General features: G+C 39.7%; 19 protein-coding genes. 5 read left to right on the top strand and 14 right to left on the bottom strand.

Translation table 11 applies throughout. The features are described 5' to 3' along the window. The first annotated feature begins 25 nt into the window (after positions 1–25). The 4 genes from mdh (at position 26) to fumC (ending at position 4,232) form a co-directional block, all read left to right on the top strand. Positions 26–967 carry a malate dehydrogenase gene (gene mdh / locus M0Q51_13330; GenBank protein MCK9400958.1) on the top strand — a complete coding sequence of 314 codons (942 nt, stop codon included), beginning with the start codon at positions 26–28 and terminating at the stop codon, positions 965–967. A gap of 167 nt (positions 968–1,134) precedes the next feature. Beyond that, on the top strand, positions 1,135–1,602 hold the full coding sequence (locus tag M0Q51_13325) for a RecX family transcriptional regulator (protein MCK9400957.1): 468 nt from the start codon (positions 1,135–1,137) through the stop codon (positions 1,600–1,602). 61 nt (positions 1,603–1,663) lie between these two features. Then, positions 1,664–2,753 (top strand): peptide chain release factor 2 gene (gene prfB, locus M0Q51_13320; protein ID MCK9400956.1). Its coding sequence is split into 2 segments (ribosomal slippage): positions 1,664–1,720 and positions 1,722–2,753, totalling 1,089 coding nucleotides; the frame shifts between segments, so codons are not numbered across the junction. Between the two features lie 87 nt (positions 2,754–2,840). Continuing rightward, positions 2,841–4,232: a class II fumarate hydratase gene (gene fumC / locus M0Q51_13315; GenBank protein ID MCK9400955.1), complete on the top strand. Its 1,392-nt coding sequence runs from the start codon at positions 2,841–2,843 to the stop codon at positions 4,230–4,232. A gap of 11 nt (positions 4,233–4,243) precedes the next feature. Here the strand turns inward: fumC and M0Q51_13310 are convergent, their stop codons facing one another. The 6 genes from M0Q51_13310 to M0Q51_13285 form a co-directional block, all read right to left on the bottom strand. Then, positions 4,244–5,011, bottom strand: coding sequence for a class I SAM-dependent methyltransferase (locus tag M0Q51_13310; protein ID MCK9400954.1), 768 nt, complete (start codon positions 5,009–5,011; stop codon positions 4,244–4,246). Positions 5,012–5,090: 79 nt separating this feature from the next. Beyond that, entirely contained in the window at positions 5,091–6,020 is a 930-nt protein-coding gene (locus M0Q51_13305) for an OmpA family protein (protein ID MCK9400953.1), read from the bottom strand. A gap of 146 nt (positions 6,021–6,166) precedes the next feature. Then, entirely contained in the window at positions 6,167–7,366 is a 1,200-nt protein-coding gene (locus M0Q51_13300; GenBank protein ID MCK9400952.1) for a C45 family autoproteolytic acyltransferase/hydrolase, read from the bottom strand. A gap of 36 nt (positions 7,367–7,402) precedes the next feature. Beyond that, the gene (locus M0Q51_13295) at positions 7,403–9,205 is read right to left on the bottom strand and encodes a T9SS type A sorting domain-containing protein (GenBank protein MCK9400951.1); all 1,803 of its coding nucleotides are present in this window, start codon (positions 9,203–9,205) and stop codon (positions 7,403–7,405) included. A gap of 499 nt (positions 9,206–9,704) precedes the next feature. Next, positions 9,705–10,337, bottom strand: a complete 633-nt coding sequence (locus M0Q51_13290; GenBank protein ID MCK9400950.1) for a hypothetical protein — start codon at positions 10,335–10,337, stop codon at positions 9,705–9,707. Positions 10,338–10,606: 269 nt separating this feature from the next. After that, positions 10,607–10,822 carry a hypothetical protein gene (locus tag M0Q51_13285; GenBank protein ID MCK9400949.1) on the bottom strand — a complete coding sequence of 72 codons (216 nt, stop codon included), beginning with the start codon at positions 10,820–10,822 and terminating at the stop codon, positions 10,607–10,609. On the opposite strand from M0Q51_13285, the gene M0Q51_13280 reads away from it, so the two are divergent. Further along, positions 10,755–12,509, top strand: a complete 1,755-nt coding sequence (locus tag M0Q51_13280) for a DUF3592 domain-containing protein (protein MCK9400948.1) — start codon at positions 10,755–10,757, stop codon at positions 12,507–12,509. The genes M0Q51_13285 and M0Q51_13280 overlap by 68 nt on opposite strands. Positions 12,510–12,601: 92 nt before the next feature. Here M0Q51_13280 and M0Q51_13275 read toward each other — a convergent pair whose 3' ends face one another. From M0Q51_13275 to M0Q51_13240, 8 genes are all read right to left on the bottom strand, one after another. Then, a complete protein-coding gene (locus M0Q51_13275) occupies positions 12,602–12,763 on the bottom strand; it encodes a hypothetical protein (GenBank protein ID MCK9400947.1) in 162 nt (53 codons plus the stop codon). Then, positions 12,756–13,250: a PIN domain-containing protein gene (locus M0Q51_13270; GenBank protein ID MCK9400946.1), complete on the bottom strand. Its 495-nt coding sequence runs from the start codon at positions 13,248–13,250 to the stop codon at positions 12,756–12,758. The genes M0Q51_13275 and M0Q51_13270 overlap by 8 nt, the downstream gene beginning before the upstream one ends. 146 nt (positions 13,251–13,396) lie before the next feature. Continuing rightward, entirely contained in the window at positions 13,397–13,951 is a 555-nt protein-coding gene (locus M0Q51_13265) for a hypothetical protein (GenBank protein ID MCK9400945.1), read from the bottom strand. A gap of 99 nt (positions 13,952–14,050) precedes the next feature. Further along, positions 14,051–14,740: a hypothetical protein gene (locus M0Q51_13260; protein ID MCK9400944.1), complete on the bottom strand. Its 690-nt coding sequence runs from the start codon at positions 14,738–14,740 to the stop codon at positions 14,051–14,053. Between the two features lie 166 nt (positions 14,741–14,906). Further along, positions 14,907–15,644 (bottom strand): MT-A70 family methyltransferase, encoded by a 738-nt coding sequence (locus M0Q51_13255; GenBank protein ID MCK9400943.1) that lies wholly within the window; start codon positions 15,642–15,644, stop codon positions 14,907–14,909. Next, entirely contained in the window at positions 15,637–16,257 is a 621-nt protein-coding gene (locus tag M0Q51_13250; GenBank protein ID MCK9400942.1) for a restriction endonuclease, read from the bottom strand. The genes M0Q51_13255 and M0Q51_13250 overlap by 8 nt, the downstream gene beginning before the upstream one ends. Positions 16,258–16,567: 310 nt before the next feature. Then, positions 16,568–19,024: an AAA family ATPase gene (locus M0Q51_13245; protein ID MCK9400941.1), complete on the bottom strand. Its 2,457-nt coding sequence runs from the start codon at positions 19,022–19,024 to the stop codon at positions 16,568–16,570. Between the two features lie 147 nt (positions 19,025–19,171). Further along, positions 19,172–19,477 (bottom strand): hypothetical protein, encoded by a 306-nt coding sequence (locus M0Q51_13240; GenBank protein ID MCK9400940.1) that lies wholly within the window; start codon positions 19,475–19,477, stop codon positions 19,172–19,174. Between the last annotated feature and the right edge of the window lie 130 nt (positions 19,478–19,607).

Raw genomic sequence — 19,607 nt, 5'->3', positions numbered from 1 at the left:
GAAAAAAAATAAAAAAGATACGCTTATGAATAAGATTACCGTCATCGGGGCCGGGAATGTCGGGGCTACCTGCGCCAACGTGATTGCCCACAAAGACCTTGCCCGGGAAGTAGTATTACTTGATATCAAAGAAGGTGTTGCTGAAGGAAAAGCACTGGATATCTGGCAGACATCATCCATCGTCAATTTTAACACGCGGGTCCGCGGTTATACTAATGACTACCTGAAAACCAAAGGGTCAGGGGTCATTGTAATCACTTCAGGGGTGCCGCGTAAGCCAGGCATGACGCGTGATGATCTGATCAAAACCAATGCCTCAATCGTAAAAGAAGTAGTTGAGCGTTCTATCCGGTATTCACCTGACGCCATCATCATTATCGTTTCAAACCCTCTTGATGTTATGACCTACGTAGCCTATAAAGCTGCGAATAAAGATTCTCGCAAGGTTTTCGGCATGGCCGGTATCCTTGACACGGGTCGGTATAAAGCTTTCATTGCTGAAGCCCTTGATATTTCCCCAAAAGATGTCCATGCCATGTTAATGGGGAGCCATGGCGATTCGATGGTGCCTTTGAGAAGATACACTTCAGTTGGCGGGATCCCGGTTACCGAGCTGCTGAATAAAGAAGAAATTGACAAGATTATTGACAGGACCCGCAAAGGCGGCGGAGAACTGGTCAACCTGATGGGCACTTCAGCCTGGTATGCTCCCGGGGCGGCTGTGGCACAGATGGTAGAAGCCATTGTTGATGATGAGAAGCGCGTTTTCCCGGTCTGCGCCTATCTTAACGGTGAATATGGCCTGAAGAATGTCTATTTGGGCGTTCCCGTGAAACTTGGCAAAAATGGTATCGAGGAGATCATCCAGCTTGAACTTACCAAACCCGAGATGAAACTCGTTGAAGATTCCGCTAATTCGGTCAAAGAAGTGATGACCGTGCTGGATGAGATGAAGTTGTTTGATTGAGTTCCACCCTGGCATGCATATCCCTTGTCAATCGAGGCTTTTAAACTTTCTTTCCGGTCCATTTTAAATTTTTTTGGATAAAATTAATAAAGATGGCCGGAATTGATCGGAACCTCCTTTTTTTTCTTATTTTTATGAACGATTGAAAATGAGCATGAAGAAGGAAGATGGAATCAGAATCTGACTATATCTTAAGCAAAGTTCGTGGGTTCTGCGCGTTCCAGGAGCGTTGCATCACTGATGTGGCAGATAAACTCCGGGAGTGGAAGGTCGGGCGGAAGCGGGCCGATAAGATCATCGAGCAGTTGATCCGGGAAGATTATCTCAACGAGGAACGGTTTGCCCGGAGCTATGCCAGCGGTAAATTCCGTATCAACCATTGGGGAAAGACAAAGATCATTTACGAGCTGGAGAAACGGCAGGTCCCTGACCTGATCATCCAGATCGGGCTGGAAGAGATCGATGATGAAGAATATGCTGAAACGCTCAAAGAATTGCTACAGAGAAAGAACCGTGAACTGCGGGAAACAGACCCTTTCAAACGAAAGCAAAAGCTGATTGCTTACGGGATCCAGAAAGGATATCATTATGGATTAGTGAAGCAGGTGATTGGAAAATTGAAATTTGAAAATTGAAATTTGGAACCCTTGAACAAGAAATGCTTTATCTTTGCTCCTATAATCATAAATCGTACCCATGATCACGCAGGAAACCTACAAAGAACTGAATCAAAGGCTCGATGCTTTGAGGAGGTTCCTTTGACGTCGACCGGAAGAAACAAACCATCCGAGAAAAAGAAGAGCTGACCCAGGTTCCTGATTTCTGGAACGATCCCAAAAAAGCCGAGGAGACTTTACGTTCGATCCGCGATATCAAGCGTTGGACGGATGCTTATGATGAGGCCATGTCTTCTTTTGAAGATCTGACGGTCATTTATGAATTTTACCAGGCCGGGGAAGCTTCCGAAGAGGAAATCGACAGGCAGGCTGATAAGACCATGAAGGTAATCGAAAATCTTGAGTTCCTTAACATGCTCAGCCGGGAGGAAGATAAGCTTAGCGCCATCCTTCAGATCAACTCAGGTGCAGGCGGCACGGAAAGCCAGGACTGGGTCCAGATGCTCATGCGGATGTATGTCCGTTGGGCTGAGCTTCATAACCACAAAGTTAAGGAACTGGACCGGCAGGACGGTGATGTGGCCGGCATCAAATCTGTCTCCATTGAAATCGATGGGGAATATGCTTTTGGGTATCTTAAAGGCGAAAACGGCGTCCATCGCCTGGTGCGGTTATCTCCTTTCGACTCCGCCAACCGCCGGCATACCTCCTTCGCTTCGGTTTATGTTTACCCAATGGTCGACGAAAACATCAATATTGAAATAATTCCGACAGATATAACCTGGGATACCTTCCGTTCCAGCGGTCCCGGCGGGCAAAATGTGAATAAGGTCGAAACAGCAGTCCGGCTGAAGCATGAGCCTTCCGGCATCATCATCGAATGCCAGGAAACCCGCTCCCAATTGCAGAACCGGGAAAAAGCCATACAGATGCTGAAATCACAGCTCTTCGAGATAGAACTGCGCAAGAAAAGGGAAGCGCAGGCCGAGATTGAAAGCAGGAAGAAAAAGATCGAATGGGGCTCGCAGATCCGCTCTTATGTCCTGCACCCATATAAGATGGTAAAAGACCATCTCACCGACCACGAAGTTGGCAATGCCCAGGCTGTGCTGGATGGGGAGATTGATGATTTTCTCAAAGCGTACCTGATGGAATTCGGAGGGAATTAAATAGTTGGCAGTTGACAGTCGGCAGTCAGAAATTTGAAACTTGGAATTTGGAATTAAAAAGATAATATTAACCAAAATCAACTTAAAATGAATACCAGAATAGAAAAAGACACAATGGGAACAGTGGAAGTACCGGCCGATAAATATTGGGGTGCACAAACCCAAAGATCGGTGATGAATTTTAAAATAGGCGATCCGGGCTCAATGCCTGTCCCAATCATCCGGGCCTTCGGCATCCTGAAAAAAGCTGCTGCGCTCACAAATTTCGATTTGGGTGTGCTGCCGAAAGAGAAATGCGATATCATTTGCAAAGTCTGTGATGAGATTATCGAAGGCAAACTTGACGACAACTTCCCGCTCGTCATCTGGCAGACCGGCTCCGGCACACAATCGAACATGAACGTCAACGAAGTGGTTGCCAACCGGGCACATGTGCTTTTAGGCAACAAACTGGGCGAAGGCCAGCGCTTTATCCATCCAAACGATGATGTGAATAAATCACAGTCATCCAACGATACTTTCCCTGCCGCCATGAGCATTGCCGGGTACAAGATGATCGTCGGGACTACCATTCCCGGTGTTGAACTGCTTCAGAAAACCCTTTTACAGAAAGTCGAAGCCTTCAATAATATTGTTAAGACCGGCCGTACTCATTTAATGGATGCCACACCGCTGACATTAGGCCAGGAATTCTCCGGTTATGCTGCCCAACTAGGATATGGAATTAAGGCAATGCGAAACACCTTACCACACCTGGCTGAGTTGGCCCTGGGCGGAACGGCTGTCGGGACAGGTATCAATACCCCTAAAGGATACTCCGAACTGGTTGCAAAGAAAATCGCAGAACTTACGGGATATCCTTTCATCACGGCCGCCAACAAGTTTGAATCCCTTTCGGCCCATGATGCCGTCGTTGAATCTTCCGGCGCCCTGAAAACCCTGGCCGTAAGCCTGATGCATATTGCCAGCAACATGCGCCTGCTCGCATCCGGCCCGCGTTGCGGCTACAGCGAGATCGTCCTGCCCGCCAATGAGCCCGGATCTTCTATCATGCCCGGAAAGGTCAACCCGACCCAGCCTGAAGCGATGACAATGGTTTGCGCCCAGGTACTCGGGAATGATGTAACTATCAATATAGGCGGCACGCACGGCCATTTCCAGCTCAATGTCTTCAAGCCGGTCATGATTGCCAACCTGCTGCAATCAGCGAGGCTGCTTGGCGATGCCTGTGTTTCTTTCAACAATAACTGCGTCATCGGCATCGAGCCGAACCTGCCAAATATCAAGAAGAACCTGGAGAATTCACTGATGCTGGTAACGGCACTGAACCCAAAGATCGGTTACGATAATGCAGCCATGATTGCCAAGAAAGCACACACAGAGAACAAAACCCTGCGTGAGGCCGCACTTGAATCAGGGCTGGTAACCCCTGAACAATTTGACGAATGGGTGAACCCGATGAAGATGATCGGGAGGTAGGTTTAAAAATATTACTTCATCAATATATAATACAAGTACTCAAATTCTTGTGTGGCAAATTTGTTGAAAGACGTGCTTCCCTCCGTTGCAGCGAATTTTTTCCCTAAACCATGCAAAAATTTTGGTGCTAACTTTCGTATTAAATTTTCCCTTTCGGTTGAGGATAATTTTAATGCTTCTAAAACATTTGCTGTAATTATTTCTTTTTTTACAAGTATAAAATTTGAATTTTTCAATTGTATTTTTAGTTTTTCAAGTTCATTTTCATGCCTGAAATCAGCAAAAAGAAAATAGCCACCTGGTTTTAAAACACGATATACTTCCTTTAAGAATCTATCCATTTTAGAATAACGGTGCGAAGACTCAACATTTATTACCACATCAAAAGTATTATCCTGAAAGTGTAAGGATTGTGCATTCCCTTGTAAAAAATTAATTTTTTCATTTGAATAATATTTTTTGCAAAATTCAATTGCTGTTTTATTCAAATCTAACCCAATTGCTGAGTTTGGTGATAAATAGCGATTAATATATGATAAACCACCTCCACGTCCACAACCCACTTCTAAAATATCTTTCCCTTTAATATCTATACTGCTTGCAACAAAATCATAAAGTTGTGCTGAGTATCTGAATTTTTTATCATTTTCATCAAGTTTGATTTTATCATTATCCTTCGAATAACCATAGTTCATAAAAGTGACTTCGGCTTTTGTATCAACAGCACTAATATACCAGTACCAAATTTTGAAAAAAGCATTTTTCAGTTTTTTTTTCATTTTATTAACTAATCGTTTAAATATGAAAAATTTTCATCAATTATCCGGCAATCCTCCCTGATTTCAATTTTTTCAGATATTATTTTTTTACTATTTCAACTCTTCTGTTTAGCTCTTTTCCTTCTTTAGTATCGTTCGTTGCAACCGGTGCTAAAGGACCAACTCCGCCAGCTTCAAGACGTGATGTTTCAATCTTATAGCGGGTTATCAAATCTGTAACCACCGCGGCAGCGCGTTTATTTGAAAGCTCCATATTGTCTTTAATATTGCCTGTATTATCCGTGTGGCCAACTATATAAATTTGTAGTGAAGGATTTTTTTGAAGAAGAGTGGCGATTTCTTTAATCGTTTCAGAGGATTCCGGCTTGATATCGGATTTACCTGTATCAAAGTAGATTCCATAAACAGCCATGTGACCATCTTTAAGAATATTCGTTTTAAGAATGTCCGCTGTAACTTTAACCATATCTGTTTCCATCGGCTTCTCCTCGACTATTCTAATCTTTGTCCAGGGACCTGCCGCTACAAATACACCAATCCAAACATTGCCTTCATCTCTTTTTAGAAATGCAGTCAGGTAACGCTCGGGAGGATAGTAACCAATCGTTTCAATCTGAATTTCAGGTCCGCATTCTTCATTACTGCAGTTATAAATAATCTCAAACCCGCCTTTCATTAATGCCTGTTCGTAGTTGCGCATACGTTCAAGTGAAGAGCGGTTGTCCGGATCCCGATAATCGATCCTGGTAACTTTTCCTTCGATCTTCTCAGTCTTAACTGTGCCATCTTGTTGAACTTTGCCGATCACAAGCTGCTGTTCATCAAACTCTTTCGCTTCCTGGCTTTCAATATAGGATCCTTCAAAGGGTGCTATAAGCGGATGACCGTCATTTTGTGCAATAGTATCCGGGGTCGCAGTTATTACAGTTACTACTATAAATATTGCCGCTATTATTTTTAAATGAACTGACTTTCTTCTTTTAACTATAAATACTTTTATCTGTTCCATTTTTATTTTCTTTTTAGTTGTTAAAATCCTACTCGTTTGGCTTTTCGCAATCGCCCCGTTTTTGAAGTGGTCGCTGGTCTCCACTATTTCTATTGTCTGTTGCGAAAATGTCAAAAAGTATCGCAAAAAATATTGAGGCTGATCTCTTAGTTTACGAAATACTTTTTAAGGTCGATCTCATCCCATTCTGAATACCCAGGTACTTTCAACCATATTTTTAACTCCGATGGCTGAGCTACAACTGAATAAATGGTCTTAACCAGGCCTCCTTCCGGAAAAGTTGCTCCCCCGTCAGGAATCGTAATATCAAAAATCTCCATCATTTTTTGGGGAGTAATGTTCCCTTTATTCAACTCTCCATGGTTCATCAGGTTGGTCCGGCGGGTATAGGTTAACCCTATTCCCTCATTGGTTGAATCATAGAATATAATCGGGTAATTGTGCCATGATGGATCGACAAAGTCGTTGGTGGCGGCGATCAGCCCCTGAGCCTGCCTCGGAACTACCCGGTAGGTTGCCCATTCATAAATGGTAGCATGGTCAGGGAAAGAGGCATTCATGATCAGTCCGACCTCAGGAAGTGTAGTATTAAACCAGGCATCAACCCCGGTGCCGGAAGTATTCCTGAAAAGACTTTCCAGGAGGATATGGTTGGTGTTTTCCCGGCCCTCGCTGCTCGTTGTATCGGAGTGCTGGCCATTCTGCAGTTCCAGGAAGATCCCTTTATTATTGATGGCAGTCTGATAAAAAACCGATCCGATGAAATCGATATTGGCGACAGATGCAGGATAGCCTGTCGGGTTCCAGACAACCACATGGAAGTACTTGCTGAACCTGCTTAAATTCGTTGAGGCCAGATCAAGGTTTCGCCCGGTTACCACGGTATGATCGGGTGTATAATCTCCCCAGGCTGAGAGACTACTGCATCCGGTGTTGTGGATCATGAGAAAAACCGAAGACATAATATACGTTTGATCTACATCCAGTCCGCTGGTTTCAGCTATCCCATCCAGGTACTCTTTAAAAATCTGGGGAAACTGCTCATAATAAAACCTTCCAGAGGTTACCAGATCTTCATATTTTATTTCTTTTTCTCCTATCAGAAAATCGACTACAGCCTCATTGTAAAATTGCCCAAGCTGCTGCTTCAGCATCAGCCCATATTGCCGCCCCATCTGGTGGAATGTCCCATGCAGTTCGGCAATGTAGAATGATCCGGAAGGACTTTTGAAAAGTTTCCCTCCTTCAAATGTGTCGACAGGTTCATTATTTGTCTCTTTTTTACATCCTGTAGAAATTCCAACTACCAGGACCGTTAACATAAGAATCCGGACAAGTGTTTTCATAAGAATATCATTTATTTAGGTTTCTGTTTCATAGTATTAATACTTCAATATCTTAAATATGAACTTTTCCTGACCTTCAATATATAAAAAATACATCCCCGAATTCAATTCTTTGGTATCAATAATATTATTTTCACCACTCAATATCTCTGAATAAACTAATCGACCTAATGTGTTGTATACTTTAATGAGATAGTCCGTTCTATCTGATTTATTTTTTACGATAAATTCATTTGTAAAAGGATTAGGGTAAACATCAAATTCTCTATTGATCATCTCCTTCGGTTCCATAATCAATGTAGGTACATATATGATGTCATTACAAATTGCTTTTTTATCAGATACCTGATATCGATAATGAGCCTCTATCAATGGAGTTTGAGTTTGCCAGTTATTATTTTTTATTGGTGGTACAGAAGAAATATATTCATAAAATGAATTAAAAACATAACCAAACATTGTTGTATCATTGGGCTCATTTGTGCCAGTTGGTATCACATTTCCTTTTATCATATTGCCATATTCGAAATGGTCACTACCCTGCAAAGCATAAAACCCTAAAAAGGGAGATGAAGTATTAGTTACCTGGTTGCCTATAAAATTTTGTCCGTTTGAAGCCGGAGAAGAATTCATAAAAATACCATACAACTCTGCTCTGTTTCTGTAAAAAGTATTGAAAGGTCCATTAATACCATGACTATTGTCAATGACTATATTCTGAACGACATTGCTTTCCAAAAGATTCATATAAACATAATTACCGTGTAAAACTAAATCTCCTGCCGAATTTGGAGGAAGGGAGGTTTCTGTCCAATATGGATCTGTAGAGTAATTGTACGCCAAAATATTCCCGTTTGCACCCGATTGTAAGATCATAGAATGTCTCAGATGCTCGAAATTATTTTGATGAATAAAACAATCGCCTGAAGTGGACTGAAGCATTATGCCATATCCTTTTCCTCCCGAACCATAAGAATGTGCATCTTTAAAGAAACTATTTTCAACAGATACGTGAATTGAGTTTAGAATATCGATATGAGCGAAATTGCAGTAATAACTTTCGATACCGCTTATGCTACAATCGGCTGCACTGTTGATGTAAATATTTGAGGATTGAGACGTAGTAGTATCTAAGCGCTCTATTTTTATACATTTTATATGTACCTGATGTCGGGGTGTAAGTTTATAGATTACAGGTAAATTATTTCCATTATATGACCTTCTAAAAGGTTTGTTAAGTAATAAACTATCACCATTAATCTGCAAAATTTGAAATATCTGGCCTGTGGAATGATAAGCCCATGAATTATTCACCAATAAACTGTCATCAAATGGTACTAATCTTATAAAATCGCCTTCAGCGAATATCTGCGGTTGGTTCACAAATAGTTTTTGTTGACCTTGAATTAATGGATAAGTTATGGTGCAATTTGTATTTATTTCACTTCCTGTTATCTTAATTCCGTGATTATTATTTCCCGGTGAAAGTTTGAACCGGACTAAAGGGCACAGCGATAACGAATCAATTTCTCCTTGAATAAGGATTGAATCAGGAAGTTCAATGGTTTGCTCAAACAAATAGGTACCTTTGGAGACAAATATTTCACCCGGACCATTTAGTGCATTTATAGCTTGTTGAAGTGCGTCGTCACAAGCAACAAATCCACTTGTATCAGCTCCAAACGAAGTGAGTGTTACACTTTGCTGAAAATTGAATGACGCAGAACTGCCAGGAGAATTCCAATTAGTAATTCGAAATGAGGGTATGTTTTGAGAAAATAAATAAATATTTTGTGTCAAAACTGTTGCTATGATTATGATGTATTTATTTATAGTCATTTGTTTAGTTATCCAGTGCATCTCGAAAAACTAGCTTATGCCCGTTTATTAACGACATAAAATTACAATATGGTTTTCTTAAAACCTAATTTTTACTCCACTATACTCCCCTACTTTTTATTTATACAATACACCCCGATAACTTCATAGAAGAAAAGCGCTGTAACTCATATGTAGTGCAATGGCAGTCTGGTAAAAACCTTCATAGATTCATTTAAATTTAGGGAGATATTCTGGAAATACATTCAAATTTGATTATTGGTTACTGGTTATTAGTTAGTGGTTAGTGGTTAAATTTTGAGTGTTAATTGTTAAATTGTTAAATTGCTATATTTTTTAATGCTAACCGCTGACTGCTGACTGCTGACCGCTGACTGTCGATCGCAAGACTATCGTCCCGGCACATGGGGATGGATTCATCTTTCACATTTCTCCCGTCCGATGATCATCGACAAATTCCGGCAAAGAAGCCGGTAGTCTTCATTGATTTCCAGGCTTTTTATCTTGGCGACCGTTTCCGGAGGGAGCCGGTCAAGCGGCACAGATTGGAGGAAGAGAGCGGTCTCCAACTCGGAGAACCCGGCCCGGTCTTCGAACCACTCCAGCACGGTTCTGTTCTCGGGGCAGGCAGTCTGGCATCGCAGGGCAAATCCGAAAAGGCGCCCACGAGCTGCAGGAAGCTCCCCATGCCGGGTACATAGCAGATGTGGTTGCGGCCATAGTCAGCCAATCCACTAAGCACGGCAAGCGTCTTGAGCGGCAGCTTTGGCTTCGCCAGATGGTAGCCTTCCGGCTTTAGCCAGGTCGCCAGCACTTCCTGGACGCTCTTTGTACGTGGCGTGTAGCTTACGTAAGTAGGCGGTACGACCACCGGCACACGTCCACCTTGCCAGTTGAAGATAATTCGCATCTGAGGTGTGGGCACAGCTACGATGATGATCGAGCGAGCGCCAGGAAGGTCTGCCGGGGGATCGAAAGAGAAAAAACCGAGTTGCTCCCGGTAGAGCGATTCGTCGATGAGTCTTTTCTCGTAGCGGCCTAAGATCGCCTCTTTCAAGTCAGCGAGACGAACAATAGGAACAATCCGGCTTTTCCATCCCCGTTCTTCGATCATTTTGAACAATTTTTCCATCCGTGATTTTATCTGAGGATCTCTCAATCCGTTGACTGATGTATTAGTAGCTGGTGGCAGTCTGTCAAAGACCTTCCTTGGTCCATGTAAATATAAGGAGATATTGGAAATATGTGCAAGTTATTGGCTAAATATTGAGGGTTACGGGATTTGGTTCAGACGTTTTTATAATTTATTTTGTTGCTGTGATTTTACAAATCATTATTTTTATAAGAAATTAATGTTTAACATAGGACTAACAAGGGATAGACTGCAATTTTGCAATCTATTCAGTAGTTAGACCGACTATCAGAAGGGGCTGCCAGGTGTGTGACATCTGCATCAGTGCCAAGGATATCCATGAGTCCCCGGGTCCTGAGGCGGCGGTCAGGATGAATTCCGTATTCCAGGTCATAGAATTCACTGGGAAATAACAATATGTGCATAGTCATTAAAGGCCGCAAAATCCCGTTAATACCGCTGGTCAAGCATCTATTATGTGTCATACTTGGTTTATTCTTTTTAAGAGTAAGTATTCCTCTGGCAGAAGGTCTAATTAGAATAAATTGGCCAACAACAACGGGGACGGTATTGAATTCGGAACTTGAAGAAGGGCCGCTATATAGAAGTATGTATGTGCGTCTATTGTACGAGTATTCTGTCGGCGATAAAAAGTTTGAAGGAAGTTACATTCACAACCCGAAAGACCGCCTTTTCACAAAAGAAAAAGCAGAAGAGAGCATCAAAACAAAATATGCACCCTACAATCAGGTCGAGGTTTACTACAATCCTCATCACCCCGAAATTGGCTTTCTTGAGCCGGGACCCAAATTAGAAGAAATATTCGTATTCTTTCTCGGTTTAATATTATTTGCAGGGGGTAGCTATCTTGCTTATTGGACTATTAAAGACACCATTGATGGGGTAGACTACACATACAGGGAATTCGTCACCATCCGGGAACGCATTATGTCAGCCATCAGCGCCGAAAGTGAAAACCCGCGTGAGGCGTTGAAACTGTATCGGCAAGCGAAAAAACAGAACGAAGAGTTCAGTGTACTCATCTTCGTTATCAGCTTTGCCGCGCCAATTCTCGCGACCGTTCTGGCCCTTTGTTCATCGCTGATATCAGAGCGATTCAGTGAAGTACTCTATTACGTCATTCTTGCCTGTGTGGGTTTTGGGGTGCCGGCAATGCTAAGGGCGTTTCGTGACCGCCATAATGGAATAGTATCCATCTTTGCGCCGAAAGAGCCGCGATGGTTCTGGATTAATGTCGTAATCGCAGGCCCATTTCTTTTGTTTCGAAACCTGCTCCTGATCCTCACGGGCATACTCTTTGCTTTTTTAGCGATGGGGCCGCTCCTGGCCATTCTTTTGCTCTGCGGCGATCTTCAATGTGGAATAACAGAGAATCCTTACATCATGACTGTCGTTGACGTATTGGCCGCAGGCAGTGGCCTGGTCATCATCCTGAAGTTATTGGCTGACGTTCGGTCTGACGATCTCTTGCCTCCTGTAATTGGTATCAAGATTCTGTTTGCTGCCCTTCGGCGGAACAGAAATGAAGTATTTGAACACTTTTCCATTTTGCTGTTAGGCTATGTATTTGTTGCACTCAAATCAGGCAATTCGGCTATCATTCTTGCGCCATCATTTGAAGCAGTGATATTAAGTGTGCTATCCGGATTGTTCCTGGCCCTTTCGCTTGCACGTGGCGATTTGTCAACTGAAACTATGGTCTTCATTCACTTGGGAATGAGTCGTTGCCATATCCGTTTGCAGAATTGGGCATCCGCCCTGGTACAGCTTAAACCAGTTGACAAAACGAGCATCTGCGAATTTGTAGAGCGGGACGATTGCAGGAAGTTATGTGGATATCTGAGCCATCACCTGATGTCGGTGATTGAAGGAGTCAGATTAGGATACCAGCCTGGCGACCTAGAAGATTGCATTGACCGGGCTAAGGAGACAGGCGTGCCGGATATTCCTGACAGCAGGATTTGGATTAAGAACATCAGGGAAAATCAATTGCTTGTTGAAGGCGAGGAGGTCAGGGCTGCATTGGGTCGGACAACGAAGCACCGGTGTCTGCTCGAGCGGATTGATTTCGATTATCTTCTCGGCTTTTTCGGGTGGTACTGGGGGGCGGGCATCATCTGCTTCATTTGGTGGTTGTTCCGGGTTTTATAACGACTGCCAACTGTCCAACTGCCAACTGGACACGAAGTTCCGCGAAGAAGACCCAAAGGGGATTGAGCTGGCGCCACACGAAGTCTCACTTATTAGTGGCTGGCCTTCATTTCTGTTTTCTTTTTAATGCTATATTTTTTCCTGATTGCAGCAAGCCTTTTCTCGCGCAATAAAGGATTCTTTTCATATTCAGAATGACGTTTATCCCGTATCTTTCGCATTAATTCAACACAATCAAATTTCTTTTTACTCATTATCTTCAATTTTTACAATTTCGCGAGGACTTCTGATTTCAAGCAATGCATAACCTTTTTTAATATTTACTGCATTGTATTGTCTGATACGTTCAAGGTTGACAATATGTTTAAAATTCCAGCTAGCCAGTACTGATGCTTTGTGAATTGTAGCCATAGCAATATGAAGGGCATCTTCATAATATTTTCTTGAAACAGCCCCTTCCAGGATATAAATTTCAGCTAGTTCTTTTACTTCCTGATCAGCAGGTATTAACTCTTTAAACTCACCGTTAATGATTTCATCGAGTTTATCCCGGACAGGCTTAGGTGCATCCATAACTTCGTCAATGGTAATATCAGATATAATGGCAATTTTTTGACCAGTCAGGAATTCCCTGACAAGTTTGTTGGACCAATCCATGAATTCTTCATCAAAACATCCACCAATGACCGAGGTGTCTATGTAAACTCTTTGAATCATAATGTTATTTACAAAGATAACCAAAAAATGGGAAAAATTCTATATATGCAGGCTTGTCACTAATATGCCGGTCTATGTGGTTTGGATTATTACATGAAGTTCCGCGAAGAAGACATGAAGGGAATTGGGCTTGGCAACATAAAGCCCTTCGAACTGGTCAAAGTATTATTTTATTTTCTTCGCCAATTCTCCAACTCCCATTGAGCGATAGTAATTTTAGATTCAATTGATTTTAATCTAATGATCTCGATATATTTAAGATACTCTTTAATATCATCAATTTCAGTCCAATCTTTCAGCGAATGCCCATTTACCTCTTTCTGTAATTTCGATTTAACAATATTATCTATGGGGCAATGGAAAGGCATATCAATCTTGCCAATCGCCCACATGTATTTTAAAAAAAGATTAATTATTTTTTGACTTATTCCTATTCGGAACCTATTTTTATAAAGTATCTCAGAATACTTTGTGGAAATAGAATCAGACAACTCATTTATCTTTTGCACATGATTATTTTCGTCAATTGATGAATAATTGCTCAGATACTTAAGCAAAAAATCCTTTATATAATTTCTAATACATTTTGTTTGATTTGAATTTTTAAATTCAGTGTTATAAATCGGGAATGACTTGTTTCTTGTTTGAAGCCCGGCATTTAAGCTGAATATTATTAACTCTTCAATCAAAAATTCGTCTTTACTGCTTTCAAATTGATAATTCATATCTAACTAGTTTTTCAAAGTTACTTTATACCAGACTGTCTAAAAAATTAATTGATTCATGAAAATTAAAGGAGATACTTTTGGACTAAATTTTGTTCTTTATAGCGTTTTTATCAGAGTCCGTTTCGTTTTTCCTTCCCCATCAAGATGAATTACTTTCTTCATCAAACTGAATTCTATTTCTTTCCTAATCCGGCCAAAATCAATTAAACTTTTCACATCTTCCCAGGTTACAATGGAGAAGTTTTTCACTCCGGGAAAGGCTTGCCTGGGCACCTTTCCCCTTACCAAGTTCTCATAAGAGATTAATGCGATGTGATAAAAATTGTCGTACAACCCGGCTGCTTGATATTTCTTTAAAATGTCGTTTTGCCTGTTAATTTCAGACCATTTCAAATCGGTAAAGCATTTCACTTCAAACACGATGATAGTGCTTTTCTTTTTATCGTCGACAGCCGTCATGACAAAATCAAATTCGGTTTTATCTATGGTCTCTTTATCAATTTTAATGTCAATTCCGCTCCTTTTACAGTAAGAATATAAATCAACATTTTCCAGGAAAGGCATGCTGTCTTCATACTGCAGGTTCCTGAAAGACGGTGGCTGAAGTGTTTTGTTTTTCAGGACTTCCTTATTGTTTGCTGTTGCTGCTTCTTCAATTAAATATAAAAATTTATTGAAATCCTCCTTGTTATTCTCAAAGCGGATAATCAACCTTTCGAAAAACCGGGCAGTAAAGCTGTTTTCATCGCGGTTGTAATGAATGATTGTGGAGATTTTTGATTGCATGATTCTTTGAGTTAGTGTTTCGGATTGTTTTGATTGTTCTGATTTTTAAGGTTTATCCTACATATTCCTTTGCAAAGTAAAGTATAAACTTCGGATCATTTTGTTGACCTTAACAAAATGATCAAAGATAGAAATGCCAATGGATTGATGGATATTAAGCTTAGGTTCAAATATCCTTTTTTAATTTCTTGAGATATTTCGATTTCCCTTCCAGTAACCTAAGCTGTTCAGCTGTTTGGGGCTTTTTTATTTTCAAAGGTAAAATAGGCCTGTCTTTCTTCCCATTCTGTGAATGGTTTTTATAGGTTTCCCATTCGATGGAATAGTCTTCAGCCTGGTTTCCCCAGCAGACCCATTCAGGACGAGAGCCCCGTGCGAACATTTCGAGAAATGGGCCCCAGCTGCAGGCTTCAATCAGCTCATATTGTTCATCGGGTTTGCGGCTGTGTTCCCTTTTCTGCTTAATGATCATATTTTCCTGTGTTCTGCCCCGCTTAAGTGTTCTGGCATTCTTTCCCCGGACACCGAATAATATCATTTCCGTAACATTTCTGAAATAGAAGCCAACGCCTCTGCGGTCCGGACCACCGTCTTTCCTTACCTTGTACCAAATCAGATTTGTTTTATAGGTGAATCCCCAGGCTTTCATAACTTCTAATCCTTCTGAGAGCAAGGCATTGGGAACCCATAAATATAAATGCGCCGAATCTTCTACTGCCTCTTTTACAGGTATTTTCTTTATTTCTTCCAGGGTTAATGTAGAATACCTGGACAACCGCTTATGCTCTGGCGCCATTTTGCCTGTCCTGTTCTCAAATTGCCAGGGTGGATCTGCAAGGATAGTCGCAAACTTCTTCCCCTCCGCAAATCTTCTGAAATCCTCCGCTGCAGATAGTTTATCCATTGTCTGTTATAAGTTTAGATGTGATACCAAATACTAATACAGGGCATCCCCCGTTTCGACCTGCTTGCAAGCGTGGGAGCAATTTTCCCATTTGTGTAGTACTCGCGCCATACTTGGGCATGATTCCGAGTTTTCTGAAAAGTGGATCCAGTTCATTGCTTCGCGTGACCAATACACCGACACTTATCGCATTATATTCGAAAAAAGCCCGTAAAGCATACAAATCACGGTCAAAAGTCTGGTCTTTACTATTCCATTCCAGGTCAAATGCAACTCTTCCTTTAAGATAATCAACTTTGTGAGTTCCATGGCTGAAAGAACCCTTTGGCTCTTTTGTTTTGCCTTTTATTTCAAATATATTCAATTCCGCACCTAATTTTCTCTCGGTCCAAGACATTGGTCGAAGTATTGATGATAATATTTTAGGAATGTGACTTTCATTTTTACCTCCTTCAATAATATCTTTCTGAGAGAATCGAAATGCCCTTAAAGCCTGGCAGATTTCTTCAAATTCTTTTCGAAATTCCATTGCCAGGATAGCCGAAGCATGCTTAAAGTCATGAATCTCATAAAGTTCCTTAATGTCCTCCGGTATGTAGTCTGTCCAGGTCATTCTATCTTTTATTAATTATCGACTGTTTGCTACTTATTAAACTTAGCAAACTTCAACGAGATCAAATTTACATATAAGTTCTTCTTGAAAATGAGGTTTTTTTTTCCTTGCAACTTGCAGAAATTAAATTATTTATGAAATAGCCTCAGGGTTTTTAGTAGTCAAGGAATACTTGACTACTTAATCTTTTGGGTTATCTTGTTTTGGGGGCTATTTGGTTTATAATTTTGAACTGTCAAGGATTACTTGACAGTTCAATGAATGCTGATAAAGTACACTAATTTTAATCTTGTCTTTTTTGTTTTATTAATTATATTTTCCAGTCATATTTTGTTTTATCGCATCCACAACGAATTTTTTTTGCTACAGTATCATAGTTTCTCATAGAAACCATTGGCTTTTTACATGTCGATTCTTGGCAATAGAATAACTTTTCGAACTCCCCAAGGTCTGCCCAAAATGCTTTTAGATCGCCTAATTTTGGTGAAAATGGGTTATCATGTGAAAGTAAGTTGCCTAAGATGTTTGAGTTAATAATCCTGTCAATGATTGGCATTTTTGATTTCAAATCGTTACTACTTTTATTGATTTTCGATTTCAAGTCATTTAGTAATTCATCCGGCATCCGCTTTTCATTCACTTCATTGAATCTAAAATTTACTTTTACTTCAAGGTTTGCACAAATTACTTTAAGCGTATGTTCGAGATATTTTCTGATTGGATTTCCGGTAATATCAATATCACCCTTGGCTATGTTAGTTTCAATAATTTCTCTTAAATCTGTCGGTTTGTCTTCGATATATGTACCTTCAGTATCGCTCCATTTTATTTCATTGATTAACCAACTCTTTCTTTTTGCAAGTTGACTTACATATTGATACCATTCGTTTTCGTGAGTCATCAAAATTATTTGGTAGTCAGAAAATTTTTCAAATATCAAATCCGCAAATTTTTTCCTGTGATTGCTGTCAAAACTTGAAATGACGTCGTCTAAAAGCAGAAATTTGTTTTCTTTATTAAATGCTATAACAGAAGCTAAAAAGAATGACAAACCAAAGCAGTTGAGATGTGATTCGCTAAAATATTTTTGTGGTGGTGATACCCAATTATCGTTATATTTATACTCAATGGTGATTCCATTAAGTTCATCTTCCTCACCTATGGTTACGATCTTCAACTCTTGAAACTGTTCACCTGGATTCATAAACTGGTAGTATTCGTTTATTGTTCCTGAAAAAGTAGTGATGAAGTTCTCTAAACCTTCCTTTAGTTTCTTAACAAATTCGTTGTATATGATTTCCATTGATGACCTCTGGTCTTCAAAAACTTTCCTTTCCTTTTCAAATTTCTTTATGCGAAGAAAAGCATCTTTTGCAGATGAGATATTTGAATAGATTACAGCATTATTATCTTTTTTCATTACTGCTTGTAATGCTGTAATTTTTGATTCTAGAATTGTAAATATTGCAAAGTCAGCATCTTGTAGCTTTAATGTTTTAGGCTCTGATATTTTATTTCCTGACGTAAATTTTTCGTTTGCCTCTTTTTCAAGAGAAGATATTTTTATTATTAAATAATCAATAGCTTTTTTAATTGGTTCAAAAGCCTTGTTGTTGTAATGGGAATCAATACGCAAATTTTCGAGTCTATTTATTCGTTCTTTTGAAATATTTATTATTGATTGTCTTGCTGCATCACAGGCAGTTTTCTTTTTTAATGATTCTTCTATTTGCGCTAATCTCTTTTGAATATCTTTAAGCAATTTATACTTACTCATTGGTTGTAAACACAATGGGCAAGTATCGTCAAGGTGGTATTTTTTTTCAATCACCGAGCGACCAGCTTTAAGTAATTCCGCAAAGAATATTTGCATTATACTATAAACATCATCAGCAATTTTATTGAACTCTATGTAGTATTTTTCATACTCTGAGTTAAGTAAACTAATCTCACCTTTCAGATTAGTTAAAGTATTTTTGCAGTTTTCGAGAAACCTTAATTCGTCAAGAACTATCGTGTTGACCCGTGTTTTAAGCAAATTAAGAACTGCATCAATGTCCTTGAACGATTTTACAGCAACTCCCAACTTTAAAGGTGTTATTATCTCATTAACCTTCTCAAACAAATTCTTTTCCACACCAATAGCAGCACCAATTTTTTCAATCTGAATTTGTTTTTGTGTGTTAATTTGGGATTCGTAATTCTGGTTTTTAATTTCAGTTTTTATTGAGTTGTAGGCTGTCTTCAATACTTCTTTTGCCTTGTTAACTTCGGCATATCCAATCACATCAGATAAACTTTTTAGTTTTTCACCCTTTGTTTTATCAATAAATTCCGTTAGAAATTGATAACGAAGAACAAGATTTTCATTTTGGGTATTGTTTAAATAAGAATTGAAATCGTCCGACTTATTTGAGAAGTCCGAGACTAGTTTATTTTTTTTGTAATTCAGCGTCTTTGTAGAATTAACATCTGCTTCTGAGAAAATCATTTCAACCGAAGAAACTTCTGTATCTTCAATGTTGGAATTTCTCAATGCATCTTTGAAATCTATTTCAGAATCCTCTGATAAATGTCGAACTTTATCATTAAAGAACCACTCAAATGAATCTGAAATACTACTCTTACCTGTTCCATTGTCTCCGTAAATAAGAATTGATTTTTCAGACAATTGGAGTTCCATCGTTTTTTGAACCCCCCGAATTCCTTTTATGGCTATTTTTTTAATTTTTATTGACATTCTTTTCTCTAAGTTTTTGAAGTTCATTTTTTATATTGGTGTCGGTCAGTAGACCTTGCTTATATAAGTTTGCTAAAGATTCTGCAAGTACTTTATCTACATTTATAATGTTTGAAATATTCGCGAAAAAATCTTCCAAAATCTCCTTACCAGATTTCACATTATTGTCCATATTTATTTATTTTTAAAATAGTTCCAGTCAATTTTCAAATTTACTTTCAATTCGCTACTATGTATTTCTGCACCTGTTTTGTTGTTGCATATTGGATAAACACCATAGTGCTCAACAAAACTTAAAATGAAATAACTCTCAAGGTCTTCTATTCTGAAATCCCAATTTGCTTTAAGAATGTCAAAATTTAGATAAGTAAAAAGTAGTGGTTCTTTCTTTCTGTAATTTACAAGTCCAACATTTTTCGATTTGCCTTCAAAGTGTCCGACCAATCTTCTTCCGATACTATTTGTTTTCTTTTCGCTCATCCCTGTTTATTCCGGTGATACTGACCCCTCATTCCGGCCATACTGACCCCCCCTCCTCTGAGGGGGATTTTTGAGGACAGGATTTTAAAGAACAGTCAATGGCTTTTTGTTTCTGTAAAATTATTATTTA

It is taken from the genome of Bacteroidales bacterium (assembly GCA_023229505.1).
Taxonomy (GTDB): domain Bacteria; phylum Bacteroidota; class Bacteroidia; order Bacteroidales; family JAGOPY01; genus JAGOPY01.
This window is presented reverse-complemented; position numbering and strand designations above follow the sequence as displayed.